Below are 18,959 nucleotides of genomic sequence, written 5' to 3' on the forward strand. Positions count from 1 at the left end.
CGCGCCGTTGCCGTTCGGGAGGCTTCGTGGGGACATCGGGGGCGTCACTCCACTATGACCAGCTCGCGGGTGGTGGTGTTCAGACGCCGCCCGCCGTCCTCCGTGACCGTCACGATGTCCTCGATGCGCACGCCGAACCGGCCGGGCAGGTAGATGCCGGGTTCCACGGAGAAGCACATGCCCGGCACCAGGGGCTGCTCCTCGCCCTCGACCATGTACGGCGGCTCGTGGGTGGTGACCCCGATACCGTGCCCGGTGCGGTGGACGAAGTACTCGCCGTACCCGGCGTCGGCGATGACCGCCCGGGCCGCCCGGTCCACGTCCTGGCAGGCTGCGCCCGGCCGCACCGCGCGGAAGCCGGCCTCCTGGGCCGCGCGCACGACGTCGTGGACGCGGCGCTCCTCGTCGGTGGGTTCGCCCACGTGCACCGTGCGGGAGGTGTCGGAGCCGTAGCCGTGGCGCAGGCCGCCGAAGTCGAGGACGACCGTGTCGCCGCGTTCGATGACCCGGCCGCCGGCCTCGTGGTGCGGATCGGCGCCGTTCGGGCCCGAGGCGACGATGGTGAAGTCGACCTGCTCGTGGCCGTGCCGGCGCAGCAGCCGGTCGAGGTCCGCGGCCACCTCCGCCTCGCGGCGCCCGGCGAAGGGGACCGCGCGGATCTCCTCGAAGGTGGCGTCGGCGGCGGCTGCCGCGGCCGCCATGAGCTGCAGTTCGGCCGCGTCCTTGACGGCCCGCAGCATCGGCAGCGCCTCGGTGAGCGAGACGTAGGCGCTGCCGGGCACCGCCCGCTGGAGAGCCAGCAGGTGCAGCGCCCAGGCGTTGTCACTGACGCCGAACCGGCCCGCCGGGGCGAGCAGGGCGGCCGTGGCGGCGTAGGGGTCCTCGCCGTCGGTCCAGTCGCGCAGGTCCAGGGCGGAGGCGCCGGCCGCCTTGCCCGCGTCCGGGGCCTCCAGGGCGGGAACGACGAGGACGGGGTCCCGGTCCCCGGCGAGGATCAGCAGGGTGAGCCGTTCGGTGACGGCCGGGGGTGTGTAACCGGTCAGCCACACCAGGTCCGGCCCGGGGGCGACCAGCAGACCGGCGAGCCCGGCCTCGGCGGCCGACCGTGCGGCGCGCTCCATGCGGGCGCGGTAGTCGTCGGCGGTGAAGGACACGGCCGTACTCGCGGTCATCCGGGCCTCCCAGGACGGACGAAGGGCTACGGGCAGCATCCTGCCCGGCGGACGAGGGCCGCGCGAGCCGTCTGCGGGCTTTCCCCCGGTCCCGAAGGGGCGGCCGGTACCCGTACGCGGCGGCGGCCGGGATCCCCGTCCCGGCTCACGCGGCGACCGCGGGCACTGCCGTGAGCTGTTCGTAGCCGCCGCCGCGGTGCCGCACCGTCAGTTTCACCTCACGCCCCGGACGGGCCCGGGCGACGGCCCGCACCAGGTCGGAGGCCGTGTCGATCCGGGTCCGGCCGAAGGTCAGCAGCACGTCGCCCCGGATCAGGCCGGCCCGCTGTGCCGGACCGGGGACGTGGAGCCCGACGACCACGGCGCCGGGCCCGCGGGCGTCCATGACCTGCACACCGAGGGTCGCGGTCTCGGGCGCCGGGGCCGCGGCGGACGGCGAGGGGGCGGGGGAGGCCTGCGCGTGCGGTGCGCGCTGGCCGAGGAAGGCGCCGTGGGCGGCCACCGTGGACCCCATCGCCCCGAGCCCGACGCCGGACAGCACCAGGACGGCTCCGGCGAAGCCGCCGAACAGCACGTTCAGCAGCCTCCGCCCGCGCCGCCGGGCGGCGTGCGGACGGGGCCGGGACGGGCCGCTTCCGTTCTGTGCCTGCTGCGGTGGGGCCCCGGCGGGGTCCTGGCCCGGCATGGGCTTGGGTCGCAGCGCGGTCTGTTCCATGGCTCGCCTCCGGGTGGTGCCGATCGCCTCCGGCCGACGCGGGACGATCACGGCAGACGCTCTACCCAACGGTTCCGCCGCCGACGAGCCACGAACGAGTGAGACTGAGCGGCCCCTGAGGAGGACAAGGAGCCCCCTGAGGAGGCCTGAGGAGCCCCAGGGGGCAGGGGAGGACGGCGGGACGCGGACGCGGCTCGCGTCCGCACCCGTGGGCGGGTGCGGACGCGAGCCGCGGGACGGCAGGGCGCTGCGGCCCGCACCGGGCGGGCCGCGTTCCTCAGCGGAAGGCCGGTACGGGCACGGCCGGCGGCCGGTCGGGCAGGAACCCGTGGGCGCGCCGGGACAGCCAGGCGTCCTTGTAACGGTCGACGTTCCGGTGCCAGTTGAGGATCCCGGACATCCAGTTGCGCAGGTCCGCCACGTACGTCCCCATCGCGGCACGCGCCTCGTCCGACAGCCGGAAGTCGTCGTACAGCACGGGCAGTTCGTGTTCGACGACGTGCTCGAACTGACGCATGCGCTGGCTCATCAGGTCGTGCACGATGCCGAGTCCCGTCGGATAGTCGCAGCCGAAGAAGGACTGCACGACGAGGATCGCGTTGTGGATCTCGCCCTCGAACTCGATCTCCTTCTGGTACGAGAAGACGTCGTTGAGCAGGCACGCGAAGTCCATCGCGGCGTTCTCCAGGGAGCGGACCGGGCCGCTGCGGTACACCTCGGGCGGGACCGCCGGGCCGTGGCCCATCCGGCACAGGCTCAGGGTCAGGTCCGAGCCGAACGTCGACCGGCGCATCTCCAGGTAGTCGACCGGGTCGGGGACGCGGTTCTGGAGCTGGTTGGACAGCTCCCACACCCAGCTCTCGGTCATCGAGTCGATCGCGTTCTTGAGCGTGCGCCGCTCGTCGGGCGTCATCGCGGCCGTGGTGCGCAGCCACAGGTCGATCAGGCTGCGCTCCATGGCGTTCACCGGCGCCGGTGGCGCGCTGCCGTCGACGGGCATGCAGTCGGACAGGCGGGCCGTGGTGATCCGGGCGGCGGCCAGATCGCGGCGGTGGCCGTACACCAGGGGGTAGTAGTCGTCGCCGTAGGTGCCCCAGGCCAGCCACTGCGAGCTGAGGTCGAGGGCCTCCTGGGTGGCGTCCGGGTCGAGGCCGGCGGCGCACAGGGGCAGGTCGTAGGCGCGGAGCTTGTCCTCGTCCCAGACGCCCTCGGACAGGATGCCCATCCGGGTCACCCAGGCGCGCAGGTTGGCGCGGGAGTTGTCCAGGTGCGGGCTGAGCTGGAGCGGGAACGGCATCCTGATGTCGGGGATCTGCGAAGGTCCGACCTTCTGGTAGGGCACGTGCGTGTAGGACCGCGTCCGCTCGGCTCCGGCGGAGGCGAGCAGGGCCCGCACGTCGGCGGCGGAGGTGCCGGGGCCCGTGCAGCCCGGCCAGGGACTGCCGCCGCGCACGGCGTTCTCGTTCATGTAGCGGCTGGAGCGCAGGTGCCACTCGTGGCCGCCCGACTGCCAGTCCTGCAGCCCTTTGGTGTACGCCGCCACGGCCGCGACCTCGTCCGGGCGCAGCCCCTTCTCCAGGGCCAGGGCGGGCACTTCGGTGAACGCCGTGTGCTCGAACTGGTGCAGCCGGGAGGTGAGGACGTCGTTGACCGTGTCGGCGGCCTCCTGGGTGGTGCAGCCGAAGAAGGTCTCCAGTACGAGCACGCCGTTGCTGTTCTCTCCCTCGTCCTCGACCTCGCGCTGGTAGGAGAACAGGTCGTTGCGCAGGTGCACGGCGTCGGAGAACGTCTCCATGAGCACCCGCAGCGGCCTGGAGCCGGCGACGGAGGCGGGCACCTCGGCGGTGGCGTACTCCACGAGCCCCGCCGACCAGGGGGCGCCGCCCACCTTGCGGCGCATCTCGATGTACTCGACGGGGTTGGCGATCCGCCCCTCGTTGATGTTGGACAGCTCCCACATCGACTCGTTGAGCAGGTGCTCGGTGGCCACGGCGAAGCGGCGGCGCCAGTCCTCGGACATCGCCGGCACCGTGCGCGCCCAGAGGTCGGCGAGGCCGGCCTCGACCGGGTTCTGCGGCTGCGGCACGGCCGCCGACAGGTCCAGCGGCATGAACAGGGGCAGCCGGTCCAGGTGGGCCTTGCCGGCGGCGCGGTCCTGGCTGCGCTTGTACTTCTCCAGGAAGTGGTCGTCGAAGAAGAAGACCCACACGTACCAGTCGGTGACGAGGGAGAGCGCGGGACCGTCGCAGTCGGGGTGGGTGTAGGCGCAGAGCAGGCCGTAGTCGTGCGCGTCGAGGTCGGCCTGCTCCCAGACGCCGGATCCCTCCAGCATGCCCATCTCGCGTGCCCACGCGGTCGAGTGGGCACGGGCCTCGTCGAGGTGCGGGTTGAGCCGCGCGGGATGCGGCATGTAGAAGTGCGGGAGCTCGAACGGCTGCGTCATGGCCGGGGGTTACCCACCGCCCCCTGGGCGCATCCACCACCCCGGACATGATCACACCATCGCGTGAATCGGAGGCGAACCGGCGACTTCCGCCCCGTGGCGATGCGTTCCCTCGTGGGCGGTACCGCTGGCCGTCGCCGGGCCGCTAGCCGGGGACGTTCACCTGGATCAGGGCGTGGGTGCCGCCGGTGCGCCAGCGTCCGCCCTCCGTCGCGTCCAGCCGGGCCTCGGTGTCCGCGTCCAGGCCGGTGATCACGTCGGACTTGAGGGTGCGCAGCGCGGCGACGGGACCGGGGAACCAGGCGGTGACGTCGGCGAAGGGCGTGGTGGGCGGCCAGAGCCGGTCGCCCACCAGGCGGCGGTAGTTGAGGTCTCCCTTGAACACCGTCAGCGTGGCCGAGGCGCATTCGGCGCGCAGGTCGGCGGGCATCTCCGCGTAGGGCAGCGGGGCGCAGGAGAAGGGGTGGGCGCGCAGGGTGAGGCGCCCGTCGGCGAGGGCGGACCACAGCTGCCGTCCGTACCGGGCGGCCGCTCCCCCGGCGCCCGTCAGGCGGCGCAGGGCGTCGACGACGTCGGCGGTGGTGGCGTCGGACACGTAGTAGGGGTACGGCTTGACGTGCAGGACGGCCCGGTCGATGCGGCCGGTGGCCAGCAGGTGGGCCAGGAGCAGCAGATCGGGGACGAGTTCGCGGCCGGCGTTGTCGGCGACCAGGCACAGGGTGCGCGGGCCCGGGCCGCCCGGGGCGTCGAGCAGCGACCGGAGCCGGTCGCTGTCGTCGGCGACGAGACCGGGCACCGCGTCCGCCTGCCGGGCGCCTTGCGCCGACAGGCGGAAGCCTAGGTCGGCGCGGTTGCCCCACAGGGAGCCGTGCAGCAGGGCGCGCTCCCGCTCCTCGGCGGGACGGGCGTCGAGTGCGTCGAGCGCGGCCAGTTCCTCGTCGGTCCCGGCGGAGTCGAGTTCGGCCTGTTTGGACGGCCGGAAGGGGTCGACGCCCTGCCAGGGCCCGGTCCCGAAGTAGCCGACCGCCTGGAGCAGCCGACGGTAGAACCAGCTCTCCGACCACAGCCACGGCACCTCGAACCATGACCGGCCCACGTACGCGTTCAGCCCCCAGTCCGCCCAGCGGGCACGGTCGTGCGCGTCGGCGGGGAGGGGTTCGATCCGGCCCTCGGTGCATTCGGCGAGCAGCTCGTCGAGTGCGCGGTGCTGCGCCGGGCCGTACGGGAGGGCCTCGCGGACCTGCCGGATGATCGCCGGGTGCCGCTCGGCCAGCACACTGTGCGGGAACGGCCGGTCGCCGAGGAGCACGGGTGGGTGGGAGGTGTCGGGCATGGGCCTCACCGTAACGCGCGTGCGGTGCGCGCCGGACGAGGCGCCCGCCGTGCCGGTCACACCGGCGCGATCTCCCGCTCCAGGCGGGCCGCGAGGCTCAGGTAGCGGGCGCGGCGGGTCACCGGGACCAGGCCGCGGATGAGTATGGTCCACATCTCCGCCGTGCGGCGCGGCTGGCGGGCGACGGGTTCGCGGGAGCGGCCCACCACGCGCGTGCCGACGAAGAAGCAGACCAGCGAGTGGGCGACGACGTCGATGTCGATGTCGGGGTGGACGTCGGACTCCTTGACCGCGCCGACGAGCCGGGCCGTGACGATGTCCAGCCACTCGTTGAACGGGTGGCTCAGCGGCGGCCGGGGGCGGATCCCGCCGGTGGCGAGCCGGAGTCCGGCGCGCAGGACCGGGTCGTCGACGGACTGGCGGGTGATGCCGAACGTGAGGCGCATCAGCGCCTCCAGGGACGTGTGGCCGCGGTTCTCGGTCTCCGTCGCCAGCCGCCGGGCGGTGAGCGACTGGCGTTCGAGGATCGCGTGGGCGAGGTCCTCCTTGGCCGCGAAGTGGAAGTACAGGGCGCCCTTGGTGACGCGGGCGTGCTCCACGATGTCGCTGAGACTGGTCGATTCGTAGCCGCGGCGGTCGAACAGGTCAGCGGCGGCCGTGATGATCGTCGAACGGGTCTGCTCGGCTCGCAACTGCCTCGCCATCGGCTGAACTCTCCCGGGACGGAAATGAACGGGTCATGCCGTTTGTTTTTACCCCCCGCACACGATAACTCACCCTCAGACGGCGTTCACCGGGCAGGGGGGCCTCGATTCGGGGGCACTTCCGGCATAGCACTCCGGGCCGTGGACAGGAAACAGCGCATCCGGTTTTTGAAGTTCGGGCATCCCGCGGGTCGACACGAAGGCGGGCCGGCCGGTGCCCCATCCGCACCGGCCGGCCCGCCCGCTTGTGGCCCCGCCCTGTTGTGAGTTCCCGTCAGGGAAAGATCGAAGGGATCAGAAGGTCAGCTTCCAGCTGTTGAGGGTGCCCGTGTCCTGCGCCGCGGTGTCCTGCACGCGCAGCTTCCAGGTGCCGTTGGCGACCTCGCCGGAGGCGTTCACCGTGTAGGTGGTGTTCACGTTGTCCGCGGAGTCCGACGCGGCGGACTTCAGGCGGTACGCCGTGCCGTCCGGGGCCACCAGGTCGATGACGAGGTCGCCGCGGTAGGTGTGGGTGATGTCCACGCCGACCTGGAGGGCCGAGGGGGCGTTGCCGCTGCGGCCGGTGACGCCGATCGGGGACTCGATCGCGGCGCCGTTGTCCGGGATGGCGACGGCGGTGGCGCTGGAGAAGGTGGTGCCGGTGGACGTACCGCCCTTGACGGCCTGGACCGTCTTCGCGGCGTCCGCGAGGCCGGCGCCGCAGCCGCCGGAGCAGGTGCCCGGCAGCGGACGGGCGTTGGCCTTGACGGCCGACTCGATCTGCGCCGGGGTCAGGGCGGAGTTGGCCGACTTCATCAGCGCGGCGAGGCCCGCGATGTGCGGGGCGGCCATGCTGGTGCCCTGGTAGAAGGCGTAGTTCTCGGTCGACGGCGTCCTGGTGCCGGAGTTCAGCGTGGACAGGATGCCGTTGGCGGTGGTCGTCCGGGTCTCGCCGCCGGGGGCGGAGATGTCGACGACCGAGCCGTAGTTGGAGTACGAGGCCCTGCTGCCCGCGCGGTTGGTCGCGGCGACGGTGATGACGCCCGAGCAGTTCGCGGGGGACGCGCCGGAGGCGTTCGTGTTCTCGTTGCCGGCGGCGACGACGACCGTGGTACCGCGGCTGACCGCGCCGTTGATGGCGCTCTGCGTGGCGCTGGAGCAGGCGCCGCTCCCACCGAGGCTCATGTTGATGACCTTGGCGACGTTGGTGTTGGCGGGGACGCCGGAGACCGAACCGCCGGACGCCCAGGTGATGGCGTCGATGATGTCGGAGTCGTAACCGCCGCACTTGCCCAGGACGCGGAGCGGGGAGATCTTCGCGCCGTGGGCGATGCCGGCGACGCCCTTGCCGTTGTTGGTGGCGGCGGCGATGGTGCCGGCCACGTGCGTGCCGTGCCAGGAGGACGTGGAGGCCGGGACGCCCACGCCGCACTCGCCCGCGTTGTACCAGTCGCCCGGGTCGGCCGGGTTGCTGTCGCGGCCGTTGCCGTCGACGGAGACGGCCGTGTCGGAGATGAAGTCGTAGCCGCCGACGATGTTCGCGGCCAGGTCGGAGTGCGTGACGTAGCCGGTGTCGATGACGGCGACGGTGACGCCGCTGCCGGTCGTGGTGTCCCAGGCGCCCGGGACGTTCATGCCCGCGGTGGCCTCGAACAGGTCCCACTGCTTGCCGTAGTCGGTGTCGTTGGGGGTGACGGCCGTCGGCTTGTTCAGCCGGTCCGGCACCACGTAGGCGACCTGCGGGTCGGCCCGGTAGGCGGCCACGACGTCGGCGACGGAGGACGTGGAGGGGTCGGTACCCAGGTCGACGAGGGCGGCACCGGTGCCGAGGCGGCGACGGAAGTCGACGTCCTCGCCGGTCTTCTCGGCCTTGGCCGCGGCGTCGGCGGCGGCCGCCTTGTCGGACGCGGCCTCGCCGGCGCCGGACTTGTAGCCGACGATGAGGCGCTCGGCGGTGGTGCCCGGGGCGGCCTCCGTCTGAGCCGCGGGGACGGCGGCCGGGCGGGGGGCGGACTCCTGGGCGACGGCGACCGAGGCGGGGGCGGCGGTCAGCAGGACGACGGAGACGGCGGCGACGGATATCAGCTTCCGTCTGGGCTCTGGGGAGGTACGCACGGTCGTTGCCTTTCGTGGCCGGACTCCGACGGGGCGGAGCGGCAGCGGGGTCGCTTCGTCCTCGAAGCGCAGGTGGGGGTGGTTCGAAAAGCGGAGAGCGACGCGATGGCCGGCCAGGCGCGAGTGGGGCGCGGACCCGTTCGGGGTTACCTGTGGGTCAGCGGTGGTCGAACGATAGGCAAAGGGAAGGTCACCGGGATACGGGGGAAACCCTCGATCCGATCGCGAACGGACCCTCGATGAAGGGCGGTCGAGCGGGAATGGCCCGATTCGAACAGGTCGTGGCGAAGTGAACGCGGTGGCCCGGTTTCCCGTACTGCATGACCGACCCTCCCGCCCGCCCAGGAAGACCCGGACATGTTCCGTACGACAGCCCGGCGCGCGGCGCCGGCCGCCGCGCTGACCACCCTGCTGCCGCTGTGGACGGCGACGCCGGCCGCGGCGCACGGTGCGCCCACGGATCCGGTGAGCCGGGTGGTGGCCTGCTCCCCCGAGGGCGGTGAGCGGGCCGGCACACCGGCGTGCCGGGCGGCCGTGGCCGCGAACGGCGGGCCGTTCACGGCGTGGGACAACCTGCGGGTGGCGAACGTGAACGGGCGGGACCGCGAGGCCGTGCCGGACCGGAAGCTGTGCAGCGGGGGCCTGCCCGCCTACCGCGGCCTCGACCTGCCCCGCGCCGACTGGCCGTCGACCCGGGTCGCGCCCGGCGCGAGGCTCGCCCTGCGGTACGCCTCGACGATCCCGCACACCGGCACCTTCCGGCTGTACCTGACGAAGCCCGGATTCGACCCGGCCCGTCCGCTCACCTGGGCCGACCTGCCGAAGGAGCCTTTCGCGCGGGTGACCGACCCGGCGTTGAGGGCAGGCGCCTACCGCTTCACGGCGACCCTGCCGTCCGACCGGGTGGGGCGTCACGTGCTCTACACGGTGTGGCAGAACAGCAGCACACCGGACACCTACTACTCCTGCTCGGACGTGGTGTTCCCGGCGCGGGAGGCGAACGCGCGGAAGGGAGGCGGGCAGGGCACGGGGAAGAAGGAGGGGGCCGGGGGCGTGGAGACGACCGCCCCGGCGGCTCCGGCTCCCGGGACACCCCGGCCGGACGGGAGCGCCCGCGCCTCGGCCGCACCCGGCACGGACGGTCCCCGGTCCCGGCCACAGGGCGCCCGGACGTCACCGGCCTCCGCACCGGCGCCGGGCCCGTCCTCGCGCACGCTCGCGGGCGGCGCCGCGGCGGTGCTGGTGCTCACCGGCGGCGCCGCCCTGGTCATGCGCCTGCGCAGGCGCTGAACTCGGCCGGACGACGGATCAGTTGACGGTGACCGCGGAGCCTCCCGTGGTCACCGGGGCGTACTTCGCGGTGAAGAAGGCGTTGGCGAAGCACAGGGACGAGCCGGACACCTTGGTGAACTGCTGGTTGGTGAACGAGATGCTGTGGTCGGCGTTGCTCGCCGTGCCGGTCAGGGCGGGTGCCTGGTAGACGCAGGTGATGGTGCCGAGCAGGGTGCGCAGTTTGACGGTGGACTGGATGGTGGACCCGGCCGCCGGCGTCACGGACAGGGTGCCGCCGGAGGACACACTCGCGGTGTAGGGCAGGTTGTCGACGGTGATGCCGCTGACGCCGAGCACTCCGGTGACGTTGGCCGAACAGCCGCTGGTGGCGAAGCTGTGCGAGTTCAGCGACTCGGTGGCCGTGCCGGGCGCGGCCGGGTTGTCGGTGACGGTGGCGGAGAACGCCGACGCGGTGCAGGAGATGCCGCTGGTGCCGGTCGCGCTGGAGCGGAAGGTCGCGGCGGTGCCCTCGGCCAGGGAGGCGTCGAGGACCGCGCCGACCGCGACGGCGGCGCCGTCGGCGGTGGTCAGCACCGGGGTGTCGGCGGCCGAGGCGGGGGCGGCCAGGCCCAGGGCGGCGACGGCGGCGGTGAGGGCGATCAGGGTGCGAGTGCGCATGCGGGTGTACCTCTTTCGCTGGCGTGGGGTGCGGGGGTCGGGGAGGACGGCGCGTCCGCCGTCGCCGGTCCGTCACGCCTTCTCCCTACGAGGCGGACCGGCGACGGCCGGCCGCGGCCGGTCGGAGGGCGCACACGGGCGCCGGTCCGCCGGCCGGGCGGGGGTGGCTGCCGACGGTGATCGACGGTGCGGTCGTGCCGTGCGAGCGGAACGCGGGCGAGGGAAAGCCCGTTCGGGGACGCCGGGCGACGAGCTGCCGTGCGGTACGGGTGGGGTCCGGAAGGCGCGGACGGCACCGCGCGGCGGATCCGGCGCCACGGATCCGATGGGACGAGGAGAGTTGTAGACCTGGCCCGGAGTCAACGTCAAGGCGGTGTAAGGGAGTTGTGCACCGAGTGAGTCTTCCGGAACACCGGGGACTCACCTGCGGGACACCGTCCCCACTCTGTGTCCACACGTCCCTTGACCCTTGATGTAACCCCCGGTAACTTCCTCGTCGGCTACTGCGGCGTAACGGGAAAGCCCTTGCGACAGCCGGGAGTTGCGAGGGGGCCTGCGCACGCGGTCGGTGTCCGCGCCAGGACAGCGCGCCCACGACGTCCGATCCGCACCGACATGCACCTGGAGCTGACATGACCACCTCCTCCACCGAGCACCTCCCCGAGAGACCGGACGGCCCCGCCGCCCCCGGCGACGCCCCCGCGCGGCGCGGACGGGTCCGGGCGCGCCGGGCGGCGGTGATGGCGGTGCCGGCCACCCTGGTCGCCGCGACCCTCGCCGTGCTCACCGCGCAGGGCGCGCTGGGCGTGCAGTTCGCCATCTCCGGCATGCCGTTCACCGTCACCGCGACCGAGCTGAACGGCACCGGCTTCGCGCAGTTCGGCGGCCTGGACGAGATGGCCGAGGACAGCCCGAACGCGGGTGACACCGGCGGGCAGGTCCTGGTCGTCACCTCCGTGATCAAGAAGGCGACTCTCACCAAGCTGTGCCAGAGCGTCGACCTCGGCGGCACGAACCTGGTGATCAGGGCCGGCGGCGGCGCCCAGAAGGTCACCGCGAGCGACCTGACGACCGACTCGACCGAGCTGTCGGGTGACGCGGCGTTCGACAACATCGAGATCGGCAACGACGCCAGCACCCTGGACAAGGCGGGGCCGCAGGGCCGCGGCCCGAAGGGCGTGTTCAGCCAGCAGTCCGACACCGTGCACATCGCAAACCTGCGGCAGACCAACTACGCCACGACCGCAGGGGTGTTCAAGCTGCCCGGACTGAAGCTGGGCTTCAGCGGATCGGGCTGCTGATGCCGGGCGGCCCGCGCGGCGGGTTCCGGCCCGCCTTCCGCCGGTGGCGGGCCGGCCGTCCGTTCTGGGGCGGGCTGCTGCTCGCCCTGGGCGGGGCGGAGATCCTGCTCACCCTCAGGGCCTCGCTGGACGTCGTCCTGCACGTCGGCATGCAGGGCCTGGCCGGCTATCTGCTGCCGGTGGTGATGCTGCTGTGCGGCGTGCTCGTGCTCGCCAACCCCGCCCAGCGGCTGTTCTACTCCGTCGTCGGCGTGCTCGTCTCCCTGGGCAGCTGGATGACGTCGAACCTGGGCGGCTTCTTCGTCGGACTGCTGCTGGGCGTCGTCGGCAGCTGCCTCACCTTCGGCTGGCTCCCGGACCAGGAGCCCCGGGTCGGCCGCCGCAGGCGCCGGAAGGAGGCCAGGGCCGCACGGGCCGCCGCGACCGGGAGGATCCCGGCGCAGCGGGCCTGACCGGCCCGGGCGCCGCCCGCCCGGCGTCCACCGCTGCACCGCCCCGGCCCGGGAAGGGGGCCGGGGTCGGGGTCGGGGTCGGGGTCGGTCGCAGCCTGCCGGTTCCTGCCGTCAGGGGCCTGCACCTCGCTTCCGGGCCTGCGCGTCGACGGGCCCGACGAGCGCGCCGGTGCCGTCGCACTGCGACGGCGGCCCGAGGGCCCCCGCAAGCGCACCACGCCGGACGCCGGAGGCGTGCGCGCACGGCCGCCCCACGCCCATGCCCGCGTGATCGACCGCGCCGGACGCCCGATGCGCAGGAGCCCCCCACGCCCACGCGAGCCCACCGCGCCGGACCCGGAAGCCCACCCCCAACGGGCCGCACCACGCCCACTCGTGAGCACACCGAGCCGAGCTGGCCCGCACTGCGGACCCGTGAGCGCGCCCGTGCGTGCGCGCCGCTGCGGACGCCGGCCCGCACCCCGCAGCCCGGGAGTACTTGTTCGGCCGGTCGGACAGATCATCACGATGCGGCAGCATCAACTCACTGCTGGTGGCTGCTCACTTGACGACCGGTGGTCACACAGGGTTGGCTCCGGCCAGCGAGAGTCGTCCGGCCGGTGTCCCCTCCCGCGGCCCCGTCCGCACTCTCCTCCTGCTCTTGCTCGGCCGCACAGCGAGGTCCGCCCCTCATGAACACTCCTCCCCCGCCGCACACCCCGGCCGGTCCCGTCCGGGTCGCGGCGCTGGCGTTCGCCGTGTGTCTGCTGCTGTCCGGCTGTTCGGCCCTGGGCGACGACGGGGACGGCGCGGACCCGGCGCGCTCCGGCGGCGGGATGCGCGTCGCCCTCGTCACCCACGGCGGGGAGGGCGACGCGTTCTGGGACCTGGTGCGCAAGGGCGCCGAGGCGGCGGCCGCCAAGGACGGCATCGACCTCACCTACGCCGGGGACGCCGATCCCGCCGCCCAGGCCGACCTGGTGCGCGACGCCGTCCGCGACAAGGTCGACGGCATCGCCGTGACCCTGGCCAAACCTGCGGCGATGCGCGGTCCGGTCGCCCAGGCGAAGGCGGCCGGCATCCCCGTCGTCGGACTCAACTCCGGTATCGACGCCTGGCGTCCGGCGGGGCTCCTGGAGTACTTCGGCCAGGACGAGTCCGTCGCGGGCCGGGCCGTCGGCGACAAGCTGGACGGCCTCAAGGCCAAGCACGCCCTGTGCGTCGTGCACGAGCGGGGCAACGTCGCGCTGGAGGCCCGCTGCGCCGGTGTGAAGAAGACGTTCGGCGGTGAGACCGACAACCTGTACGTGGACGGCACCGACCTGGACGCGGTGACCGCCGCGATCACCGCCCGGTTGCGGCAGGACTCGGGCATCGACCAGGTCGTCACCAACGGCGCCCAGTTCGCGCTCGGCGCGGTCGAGGCCGCGCGGCAGGCGGGCAGCAGGGCGAAGGTCGCCACCTTCGACCTCGACAAGGACCTCGTCAAGGCCGTCCGCGGCGGCGAGGTGCAGTTCGCCGTGGACCAGCAGCCGTACCTGCAGGGCTACCTCGCGGTGGACGCCCTGTGGCTGTACCGGACCAACGGCAACGTCAGCGGCGGCGGCACGGCTCCGGTCCTCACCGGCCCGGCGTTCGTGACGAGGTCGAACGTGTCGGCCGTGGCCCGGTTCGCCGCGGCCGGGACCCGGTGACCGGACGCCCTCGTGACGCCGACGTTTCCCCGGGGCAGGGTCCGTACGTCCACGTGTGCGGATAGCATCCTGCGCAGCCCGCGTGCCGTGCCCGGCACGCCCCCACGCCCCGCTCCCGCCCTCCCCGACCGCTTCCCCTCCCCGTTCCCCGCCTCCCGCTGATCGCCCTAGGACGACGATGTCTCGACGGACAGGTGCCCGGCGCCACCTCGGCTCCATACGCATCTCCCTGGTGCTCCTGGCCCTGGTGCCGAGCGTCACCCTCGCCGCCATGTGGGGCGTGACGACGATCCAGATGTTCTCGGAGGGGCTCACGCTGCGCGAGCAGACGGAACTGAGCCGGTCGACCGGCGCGATGGGCACCCACGCGACCCTGGCGCTGCAGCGGGAGCGCAGCCTGTCGGCCGCCTGGCTGGCCTCGCCGAAGGGCTCCCGGTCCGCCCTGGAGGCACAACGCGAGGAGACCGACGAGGCGGTCGGCCGGCTGGTCGCGCAAGCGGACGCCATCGGAGAGGCGCCCGCCCGCATCTCCGAGCGGCTGTACTCGGTCCTGGGCTCGGTCGGCAGTCTCGAGTACTACCGGGACCAGGTGGACGATCCCACCGACATCACCCCCCAGCAGGCGCTGGACCAGTACTCCTCGATCATCGACGACCAGATCCACGCCTTCCAGGCGCTGTCCCAGGTCGACGACGGGGATCTCACCTCGCAGGCCGGGCCGCTGGTCGGGCTGGAGCACGCGGCGGAGCTGGTCTCGCGGGAGGACGCGCAGCTGACCCTGGCCTGGCCGTCCGGGCACATGGACGACAAGGCGTGGACGCGGTTCACGGAGCTGGTCCACACCCGCCGCTGGCTCGTGCAGGACCAGGTGCTGCCGCAGCTGACCGGCGGCGCCAAGGCGCAGACCGAGCGGATCATGGCGGGACCGCAGTGGCGGGCACTGGAGTCGGTCGAGGACCGGGTGCTGGCGGCCCGCGCCTCCTCCTCCGCCCGCGACCGGATCGCCCTGCCCGACGAGCGGCAGCGGTGGGACGCCGCCATGGACCGGCTGTCCGAGCAGTACGCGGGACTCATCGACCAGCAGACGACGGGCCTGCTCCAGCGCAGTGCCGACCGGGCGGACGCCCTGCTGCTCAAGGCGGCGCTGCTCAGCGCCGGCGGACTGATCGCGCTGCTGCTGTGCGTCGGCATGTCCTGGCGGATCACCCGCTCGCTGTCGCGGCGGCTGCGCGGCCTGCGCCGGGCAGCCGTCAGCCTGGCGCAGGAGCGGCTGCCGGAGGTGGTCGCCCGGCTGGAGCGGGGCGAGACGGTCGACGCGGAGTCGGCGACGCCCCCGCTGGACTACGGCAACGACGAACTCGGCCAGGTGGCACAGGCGTTCAACACCGCCCAGCGCACGGCCGTGCACACGGCGGTCGAACTCGCCGACACCCGGCGGGGCTTCCAGAAGGTCATCCTGGGCATCGCCCGGCAGAGCCAGAACCTGGTCAACCTGCAGCTGAGCAAGCTCGACACGCTGGAACGCCGGCACACCGACCCCGAGATCCTCCAGGGCCTGTACGAACTGGACTCCACCGCCAGCCAGTTGCGCCGCTACGAGGAGAACCTCGTCATCGTCAGCGGCGAACGGCCCGGCCGCAGCTGGACCGAGCCCGTCGCGCTGATCGACATCCTGCGCAGCGCGATCGGCGAGGTCGCCGAGTACCAGCGGGTGGAGGTGCACACCGAGGAGGAGGTGTGTGTGGCGCCGCCCGCGGTGGCCGACGTCATCCACCTGCTGGCCGAGCTCATCGACAACGCGACCGCCTACTCCCCCGCCCCGAGCCCGGTCACGGTGCGGGCCACGATGGTGGCCAGGGGACTGGCCGTGGAGATCGAGGACCGCGGGCTCGGCATGTCGGAGGAGGACTACGCCTCCTTCAACGAACAGCTCGCCGTGCCCCCGCAGTTCGACGTCGTCGCGCTCGCCGACGACCTGCGCCTGGGCATGTTCGTCATCGCCCAGCTGGCCCACCGGCACGGCATCACCGTCACCCTGCGCCCGTCGCCGTACGGCGGGACCACGGGGATCGTGCTGGTGCCGCACGAGATCGTGGTGCGCGAGACGCCCGGTGGCGAGGCGCCGGGGGCCGGGCGGACCGGGAGCGCGGCCGGGGCGCGGGGTCCGGCGGACCGGCCGGGCGCCGGGGCCCACGGGGGCGCCCCGGCGGACGGGGAGGCACCCGTGGCCGGGAACGGCGAGACGAACGGGGAGCGGCCGGGAGCGCGAGGCGGCGCCGGTGCGTCGCGCACGGCCGACCGTCCCGCCGGTCCCGCGCGGGCGCGGGAGCCGCGACCGCTCGTCACGGCCCGCACGGCCCCGTCCGTCGCGTCGGCCACCGCCCGTACGGTCGTCCCCCGCACCGACGGCCTCGCCCCGCTGCCGCGCCGCGTGCCCCAGACCAGCCTGGTGGAGGAACTGCGCGAGGACGCCGCGCCCGCCCCCGAGGACGGCTTCCCCGACGACTTCACCGCCGAGGCGGCCGCCTCCTCCCTGGCCGGCTTCCAGCGCGGCACCCTCCGGGCCCGGGACGGCGACGAGCCGCCGGCCGCCGGGGAGACGGCCGCACCACCCCGGCAGGCCGACCCCGGCCCCGTTCCCTCGACTCCGCCCGCCGACCGCTGACGAAGGACACCGCAATGACACGCCCCATCCCCGCCACGCACACCCAGCTCGACCAGCTGCTGACCGGACTCGTGGAGCGGGTCGCCGACGTGAACCAGGCCGTGGTGCTCTCCGAGGACGGCCTGGTGGTCAGCAAGTCCACCGGTTTCCTGCGCGACGACGCCGAGCGGCTCGCGGCGACCGCGTCCGGGCTGATGAGTCTCAGCAAGGGCGTCAGCATGGACTTCCGGGGTGGTCCGGTGCGCCAGGCGCTGATCGAGATGGCCAACAGCTACCTGATCCTGACCTCCGCCGGACCCGGCGCCCACCTGGTGGTGCTGACCGGGCCGGGCGCCGACGTGGGCGTGGTGGCGTACCAGATGAACATGCTGGTGAAGAAGATCGGCGAGCACCTCAGCGCGGCACCGCGCGGCACGGCCGGGCCCGCGACCGATCCCGGCGTGTGAGGTGGGCGAAGGCGATCCGGCGGGCCGGCTGGTCAGACCGTTCACGCTGACCGGCGGCCGGACGCGGCCCAGCCGCGGCGACTTCACGCTCATCTCGACGGTCACCGCGGTCGATCCCCCGCCGGCCGCGGCGGTCCGCTGCCAGCCCGAGCACCTGCGGATCCTGCGGCTGTGCGCCGAGCCGGTCGCCGTGGCCGAACTGGCGGCCCGGCTGGACCTGCCGGTGAGCGTGGTCGTGATCCTGCTCTGCGATCTGCTGGAGGCGGGCCGGATCACGGTCCGGCCGCCGCGTCTCGTCACCCGCACCACACCGGATTTGGACCTGCTGCAGAAAGTGAGGGACGGCCTTGGCCGGCTCTGACGTCGTCACCGACGCCTCCGCACCCGACACGGTCAAGATCCTCATCGCCGGGGGCTTCGGCGTCGGCAAGACCACCCTGGTCGGATCGGTCAGCGAGATCGCCCCGCTGCGCACCGAGGAACCCCTGACCATGGCCGGCCTCGGGGTCGACGACCTGGAGGGCATCGAGGAGAAGCGGGCCACCACCGTGGCCCTGGACTTCGGCCGCATCACCATCAGCCGGGACCTGGTGCTGTACCTGTTCGGCACGCCGGGCCAGCAGCGCTTCTGGTTCATGTGGAACGACCTGGCCCTCGGCGCGCTCGGCGCCGTGGTGCTGGTCGACGTCCGCCGCCCGGAGTCGAGTTTCGCCGCGATCGACTTCTTCGAGCGCCGGGGCATCCCGTTCGTCGTCGCCGTCAACGGCTTCCACGGGGAGCACCCGTATCCGCCGGAGGACATCAGGGAGGCGCTCGCGGTGCCGGAGCACGTGCAGGTGCTGCTGTGCGACGCGCGGGAGAGGGAGTCGTGCCGGGACGTGCTGATCGCCCTGATCGACCAGCTGATCGCGTCGGCGGTCCGGGCGTAGGGCCGCTCGCCGTTCGGCGGTGAGCACCCCGGCGGCCTTCGCCGCCCGGGTGCTCACCGCCGGTCGGTCAGCTCAGGCCCGCCGACTTCAGCCACGCCCTGGCGACGTCGAGCGGGTCCTTCTTCTCCAGCTGGACCTGGGCGTCCAGGTCCAGGAGCGTGCGGGTGTCCAGCTTCGCGGAGACCGCGTCGAGCGCCTCGGCACCCTCCTTCGGCAGTCCGCTCCTGTTCACCAGCGGGGTGACGTTGGCGAACCCGAACAGGTTCTCCGGGTCCTTCAGGACGACGAACTTCTCCTTCACGATGGTCGGGTCCGTGGTGAAGACGTCGGCCGCCTGGACGGTGTTGCGGGTCAGCGCCGCCTGGGTGAGCGGGCCGCCCGCGTCGAGCGCCTTGAAGGACTTGAACTCGAGCCCGTACACGGACTTCAGGCCCTTCAGGCCCTGGTGCCGGGTCTGGAACTCGGGCGACCCGCCGATCACCAGGTCGGCAGCCGCGTCCTTGAGGTCGGCCAGGGTGGAGGAGGAGGTCAGTTCGTACTTCTTCGCGGTCTCGGCGTTGACGGTGACCGAGTCCTTGTTCTCGGCCGGCGAGGAGTTCAGCAGCGTCAGCTTCTTGTCCAGCTCGGCCTTGACGGCCTCGTTCACGGCGTCCGCGGACTTCTGCTCGGCCTCGGGGTCCAGATAGGCGAGCAGCGACCCGTTGTACTCGGGGAGCACGGTGACGGAGCCGTTCTTCATCAGGCCGTAGGTGGTCTCGCGGCTGCCGATGTTGTGCTTGTAGGCGACCTTGACGCCCTTGGCCTTGAGCGCCTCGCCGTAGATGTCGGCGAGCAGGGTGGACTCGGCGAAGTTGTTGGAGCCGACGACGACGGTGCCCTTCTCGGCCTTCTCGCCTGCCAGGGGGTCGTCGGAGGTGTCACCGGACGAACAGCCCGCGAGCAGCGCCGTCGCGGCGAGCGCGACGGCCGCCGCACCGGTGTTCCTCGTCCTGGACCAGCTGTTGCGCGCGGTGGAAGTCATCCGTCGATCCAATCCAGCGGCCTCGCGATCAGTCAAGGTCGCCCTGGTCACGGTTTCCCTA

General features: G+C 73.2%; 16 protein-coding genes. 8 read left to right on the forward strand and 8 right to left on the reverse strand.

Features of this window, described 5'->3' with window-relative positions; all coding sequences use genetic code 11:
- Nucleotides 1-44 precede the first annotated feature (44 nt).
- The 6 genes from Q5694_RS21520 to Q5694_RS21545 all read right to left on the reverse strand — a co-directional run bounded on the left by Q5694_RS21520 (nucleotide 45) and on the right by Q5694_RS21545 (nucleotide 8,461).
- Complete coding sequence (locus tag Q5694_RS21520) at nucleotides 45-1,172, reverse strand: aminopeptidase P family protein (protein WP_333934829.1); 1,128 nt, start codon at nucleotides 1,170-1,172, stop codon at nucleotides 45-47.
- Between the two features lie 145 nt (nucleotides 1,173-1,317).
- On the reverse strand, nucleotides 1,318-1,887 hold the full coding sequence (locus tag Q5694_RS21525; RefSeq protein ID WP_333934830.1) for a PDZ domain-containing protein: 570 nt from the start codon (nucleotides 1,885-1,887) through the stop codon (nucleotides 1,318-1,320).
- 277 nt (nucleotides 1,888-2,164) lie between these two features.
- On the reverse strand, nucleotides 2,165-4,330 hold the full coding sequence (cyc2, locus tag Q5694_RS21530; RefSeq protein ID WP_333934831.1) for a germacradienol/geosmin synthase Cyc2: 2,166 nt from the start codon (nucleotides 4,328-4,330) through the stop codon (nucleotides 2,165-2,167).
- Nucleotides 4,331-4,475: 145 nt separating this feature from the next.
- Entirely contained in the window at nucleotides 4,476-5,663 is a 1,188-nt protein-coding gene (locus Q5694_RS21535; protein WP_333934832.1) for a damage-control phosphatase ARMT1 family protein, read from the reverse strand.
- A 56-nt stretch (nucleotides 5,664-5,719) separates the two neighbouring features.
- Complete coding sequence (locus Q5694_RS21540; RefSeq protein WP_333934833.1) at nucleotides 5,720-6,367, reverse strand: ScbR family autoregulator-binding transcription factor; 648 nt, start codon at nucleotides 6,365-6,367, stop codon at nucleotides 5,720-5,722.
- Nucleotides 6,368-6,661: 294 nt separating this feature from the next.
- Nucleotides 6,662-8,461 (reverse strand): S8 family peptidase, encoded by a 1,800-nt coding sequence (locus tag Q5694_RS21545; protein ID WP_333934834.1) that lies wholly within the window; start codon nucleotides 8,459-8,461, stop codon nucleotides 6,662-6,664.
- A gap of 357 nt (nucleotides 8,462-8,818) precedes the next feature.
- Between Q5694_RS21545 and Q5694_RS21550 the strand changes: the two genes are divergently transcribed.
- Nucleotides 8,819-9,751, forward strand: coding sequence for a lytic polysaccharide monooxygenase (locus tag Q5694_RS21550; protein WP_333934835.1), 933 nt, complete (start codon nucleotides 8,819-8,821; stop codon nucleotides 9,749-9,751).
- Between the two features lie 18 nt (nucleotides 9,752-9,769).
- Here Q5694_RS21550 and Q5694_RS21555 read toward each other — a convergent pair whose 3' ends face one another.
- On the reverse strand, nucleotides 9,770-10,411 hold the full coding sequence (locus tag Q5694_RS21555; RefSeq protein WP_333934836.1) for a Tat pathway signal sequence domain protein: 642 nt from the start codon (nucleotides 10,409-10,411) through the stop codon (nucleotides 9,770-9,772).
- 632 nt (nucleotides 10,412-11,043) lie between these two features.
- On the opposite strand from Q5694_RS21555, the gene Q5694_RS21560 reads away from it, so the two are divergent.
- The 7 genes from Q5694_RS21560 (at nucleotide 11,044) to Q5694_RS21590 (ending at nucleotide 17,877) form a co-directional block, all read left to right on the forward strand.
- Nucleotides 11,044-11,712: a DUF6230 family protein gene (locus Q5694_RS21560; protein WP_333934837.1), complete on the forward strand. Its 669-nt coding sequence runs from the start codon at nucleotides 11,044-11,046 to the stop codon at nucleotides 11,710-11,712.
- The gene (locus Q5694_RS21565; protein WP_333934838.1) at nucleotides 11,712-12,164 is read left to right on the forward strand and encodes a DUF6114 domain-containing protein; all 453 of its coding nucleotides are present in this window, start codon (nucleotides 11,712-11,714) and stop codon (nucleotides 12,162-12,164) included. The genes Q5694_RS21560 and Q5694_RS21565 overlap by 1 nt, the downstream gene beginning before the upstream one ends.
- A 671-nt stretch (nucleotides 12,165-12,835) precedes the next feature.
- The gene (locus tag Q5694_RS21570) at nucleotides 12,836-13,837 is read left to right on the forward strand and encodes a substrate-binding domain-containing protein (protein WP_333934839.1); all 1,002 of its coding nucleotides are present in this window, start codon (nucleotides 12,836-12,838) and stop codon (nucleotides 13,835-13,837) included.
- A gap of 178 nt (nucleotides 13,838-14,015) precedes the next feature.
- Nucleotides 14,016-16,502, forward strand: coding sequence for a sensor histidine kinase (locus Q5694_RS21575; RefSeq protein WP_333934840.1), 2,487 nt, complete (start codon nucleotides 14,016-14,018; stop codon nucleotides 16,500-16,502).
- A 14-nt stretch (nucleotides 16,503-16,516) separates the two neighbouring features.
- Nucleotides 16,517-16,948 carry a roadblock/LC7 domain-containing protein gene (locus Q5694_RS21580; RefSeq protein WP_333934841.1) on the forward strand — a complete coding sequence of 144 codons (432 nt, stop codon included), beginning with the start codon at nucleotides 16,517-16,519 and terminating at the stop codon, nucleotides 16,946-16,948.
- Between the two features lies 1 nt (nucleotide 16,949).
- Nucleotides 16,950-17,309 carry a DUF742 domain-containing protein gene (locus tag Q5694_RS21585; RefSeq protein WP_333934843.1) on the forward strand — a complete coding sequence of 120 codons (360 nt, stop codon included), beginning with the start codon at nucleotides 16,950-16,952 and terminating at the stop codon, nucleotides 17,307-17,309.
- A complete protein-coding gene (locus tag Q5694_RS21590) occupies nucleotides 17,296-17,877 on the forward strand; it encodes a GTP-binding protein (protein WP_333934844.1) in 582 nt (193 codons plus the stop codon). The genes Q5694_RS21585 and Q5694_RS21590 overlap by 14 nt, the downstream gene beginning before the upstream one ends.
- A gap of 67 nt (nucleotides 17,878-17,944) precedes the next feature.
- Here the strand turns inward: Q5694_RS21590 and Q5694_RS21595 are convergent, their stop codons facing one another.
- Nucleotides 17,945-18,898 carry an ABC transporter substrate-binding protein gene (locus Q5694_RS21595; protein ID WP_333934845.1) on the reverse strand — a complete coding sequence of 318 codons (954 nt, stop codon included), beginning with the start codon at nucleotides 18,896-18,898 and terminating at the stop codon, nucleotides 17,945-17,947.
- Nucleotides 18,899-18,959 lie beyond the last annotated feature (61 nt).

The organism is Streptomyces sp. AHA2 (genome assembly GCF_036857595.1).
Classification (GTDB): Bacteria; Actinomycetota; Actinomycetes; order Streptomycetales; family Streptomycetaceae; genus Streptomyces.

Bases quoted from the DNA above. Each gene is read 5' to 3' on its own strand.
- Q5694_RS21520 (WP_333934829.1), bottom strand. From the start codon at position 1,172: ATGACCGCGAGTACGGCCGTGTCCTTCACCGCCGACGACTACCGCGCC.
- Q5694_RS21525 (WP_333934830.1), bottom strand. From the start codon at position 1,887: ATGGAACAGACCGCGCTGCGACCCAAGCCCATGCCGGGCCAGGACCCC.
- cyc2 (WP_333934831.1), bottom strand. From the start codon at position 4,330: ATGACGCAGCCGTTCGAGCTCCCGCACTTCTACATGCCGCATCCCGCG.
- Q5694_RS21535 (WP_333934832.1), bottom strand. From the start codon at position 5,663: ATGCCCGACACCTCCCACCCACCCGTGCTCCTCGGCGACCGGCCGTTC.
- Q5694_RS21540 (WP_333934833.1), bottom strand. From the start codon at position 6,367: ATGGCGAGGCAGTTGCGAGCCGAGCAGACCCGTTCGACGATCATCACG.
- Q5694_RS21550 (WP_333934835.1), top strand. From the start codon at position 8,819: ATGTTCCGTACGACAGCCCGGCGCGCGGCGCCGGCCGCCGCGCTGACC.
- Q5694_RS21555 (WP_333934836.1), bottom strand. From the start codon at position 10,411: ATGCGCACTCGCACCCTGATCGCCCTCACCGCCGCCGTCGCCGCCCTG.
- Q5694_RS21560 (WP_333934837.1), top strand. From the start codon at position 11,044: ATGACCACCTCCTCCACCGAGCACCTCCCCGAGAGACCGGACGGCCCC.
- Q5694_RS21565 (WP_333934838.1), top strand. From the start codon at position 11,712: ATGCCGGGCGGCCCGCGCGGCGGGTTCCGGCCCGCCTTCCGCCGGTGG.
- Q5694_RS21570 (WP_333934839.1), top strand. From the start codon at position 12,836: ATGAACACTCCTCCCCCGCCGCACACCCCGGCCGGTCCCGTCCGGGTC.
- Q5694_RS21575 (WP_333934840.1), top strand. From the start codon at position 14,016: ATGTCTCGACGGACAGGTGCCCGGCGCCACCTCGGCTCCATACGCATC.
- Q5694_RS21580 (WP_333934841.1), top strand. From the start codon at position 16,517: ATGACACGCCCCATCCCCGCCACGCACACCCAGCTCGACCAGCTGCTG.
- Q5694_RS21595 (WP_333934845.1), bottom strand. From the start codon at position 18,898: ATGACTTCCACCGCGCGCAACAGCTGGTCCAGGACGAGGAACACCGGT.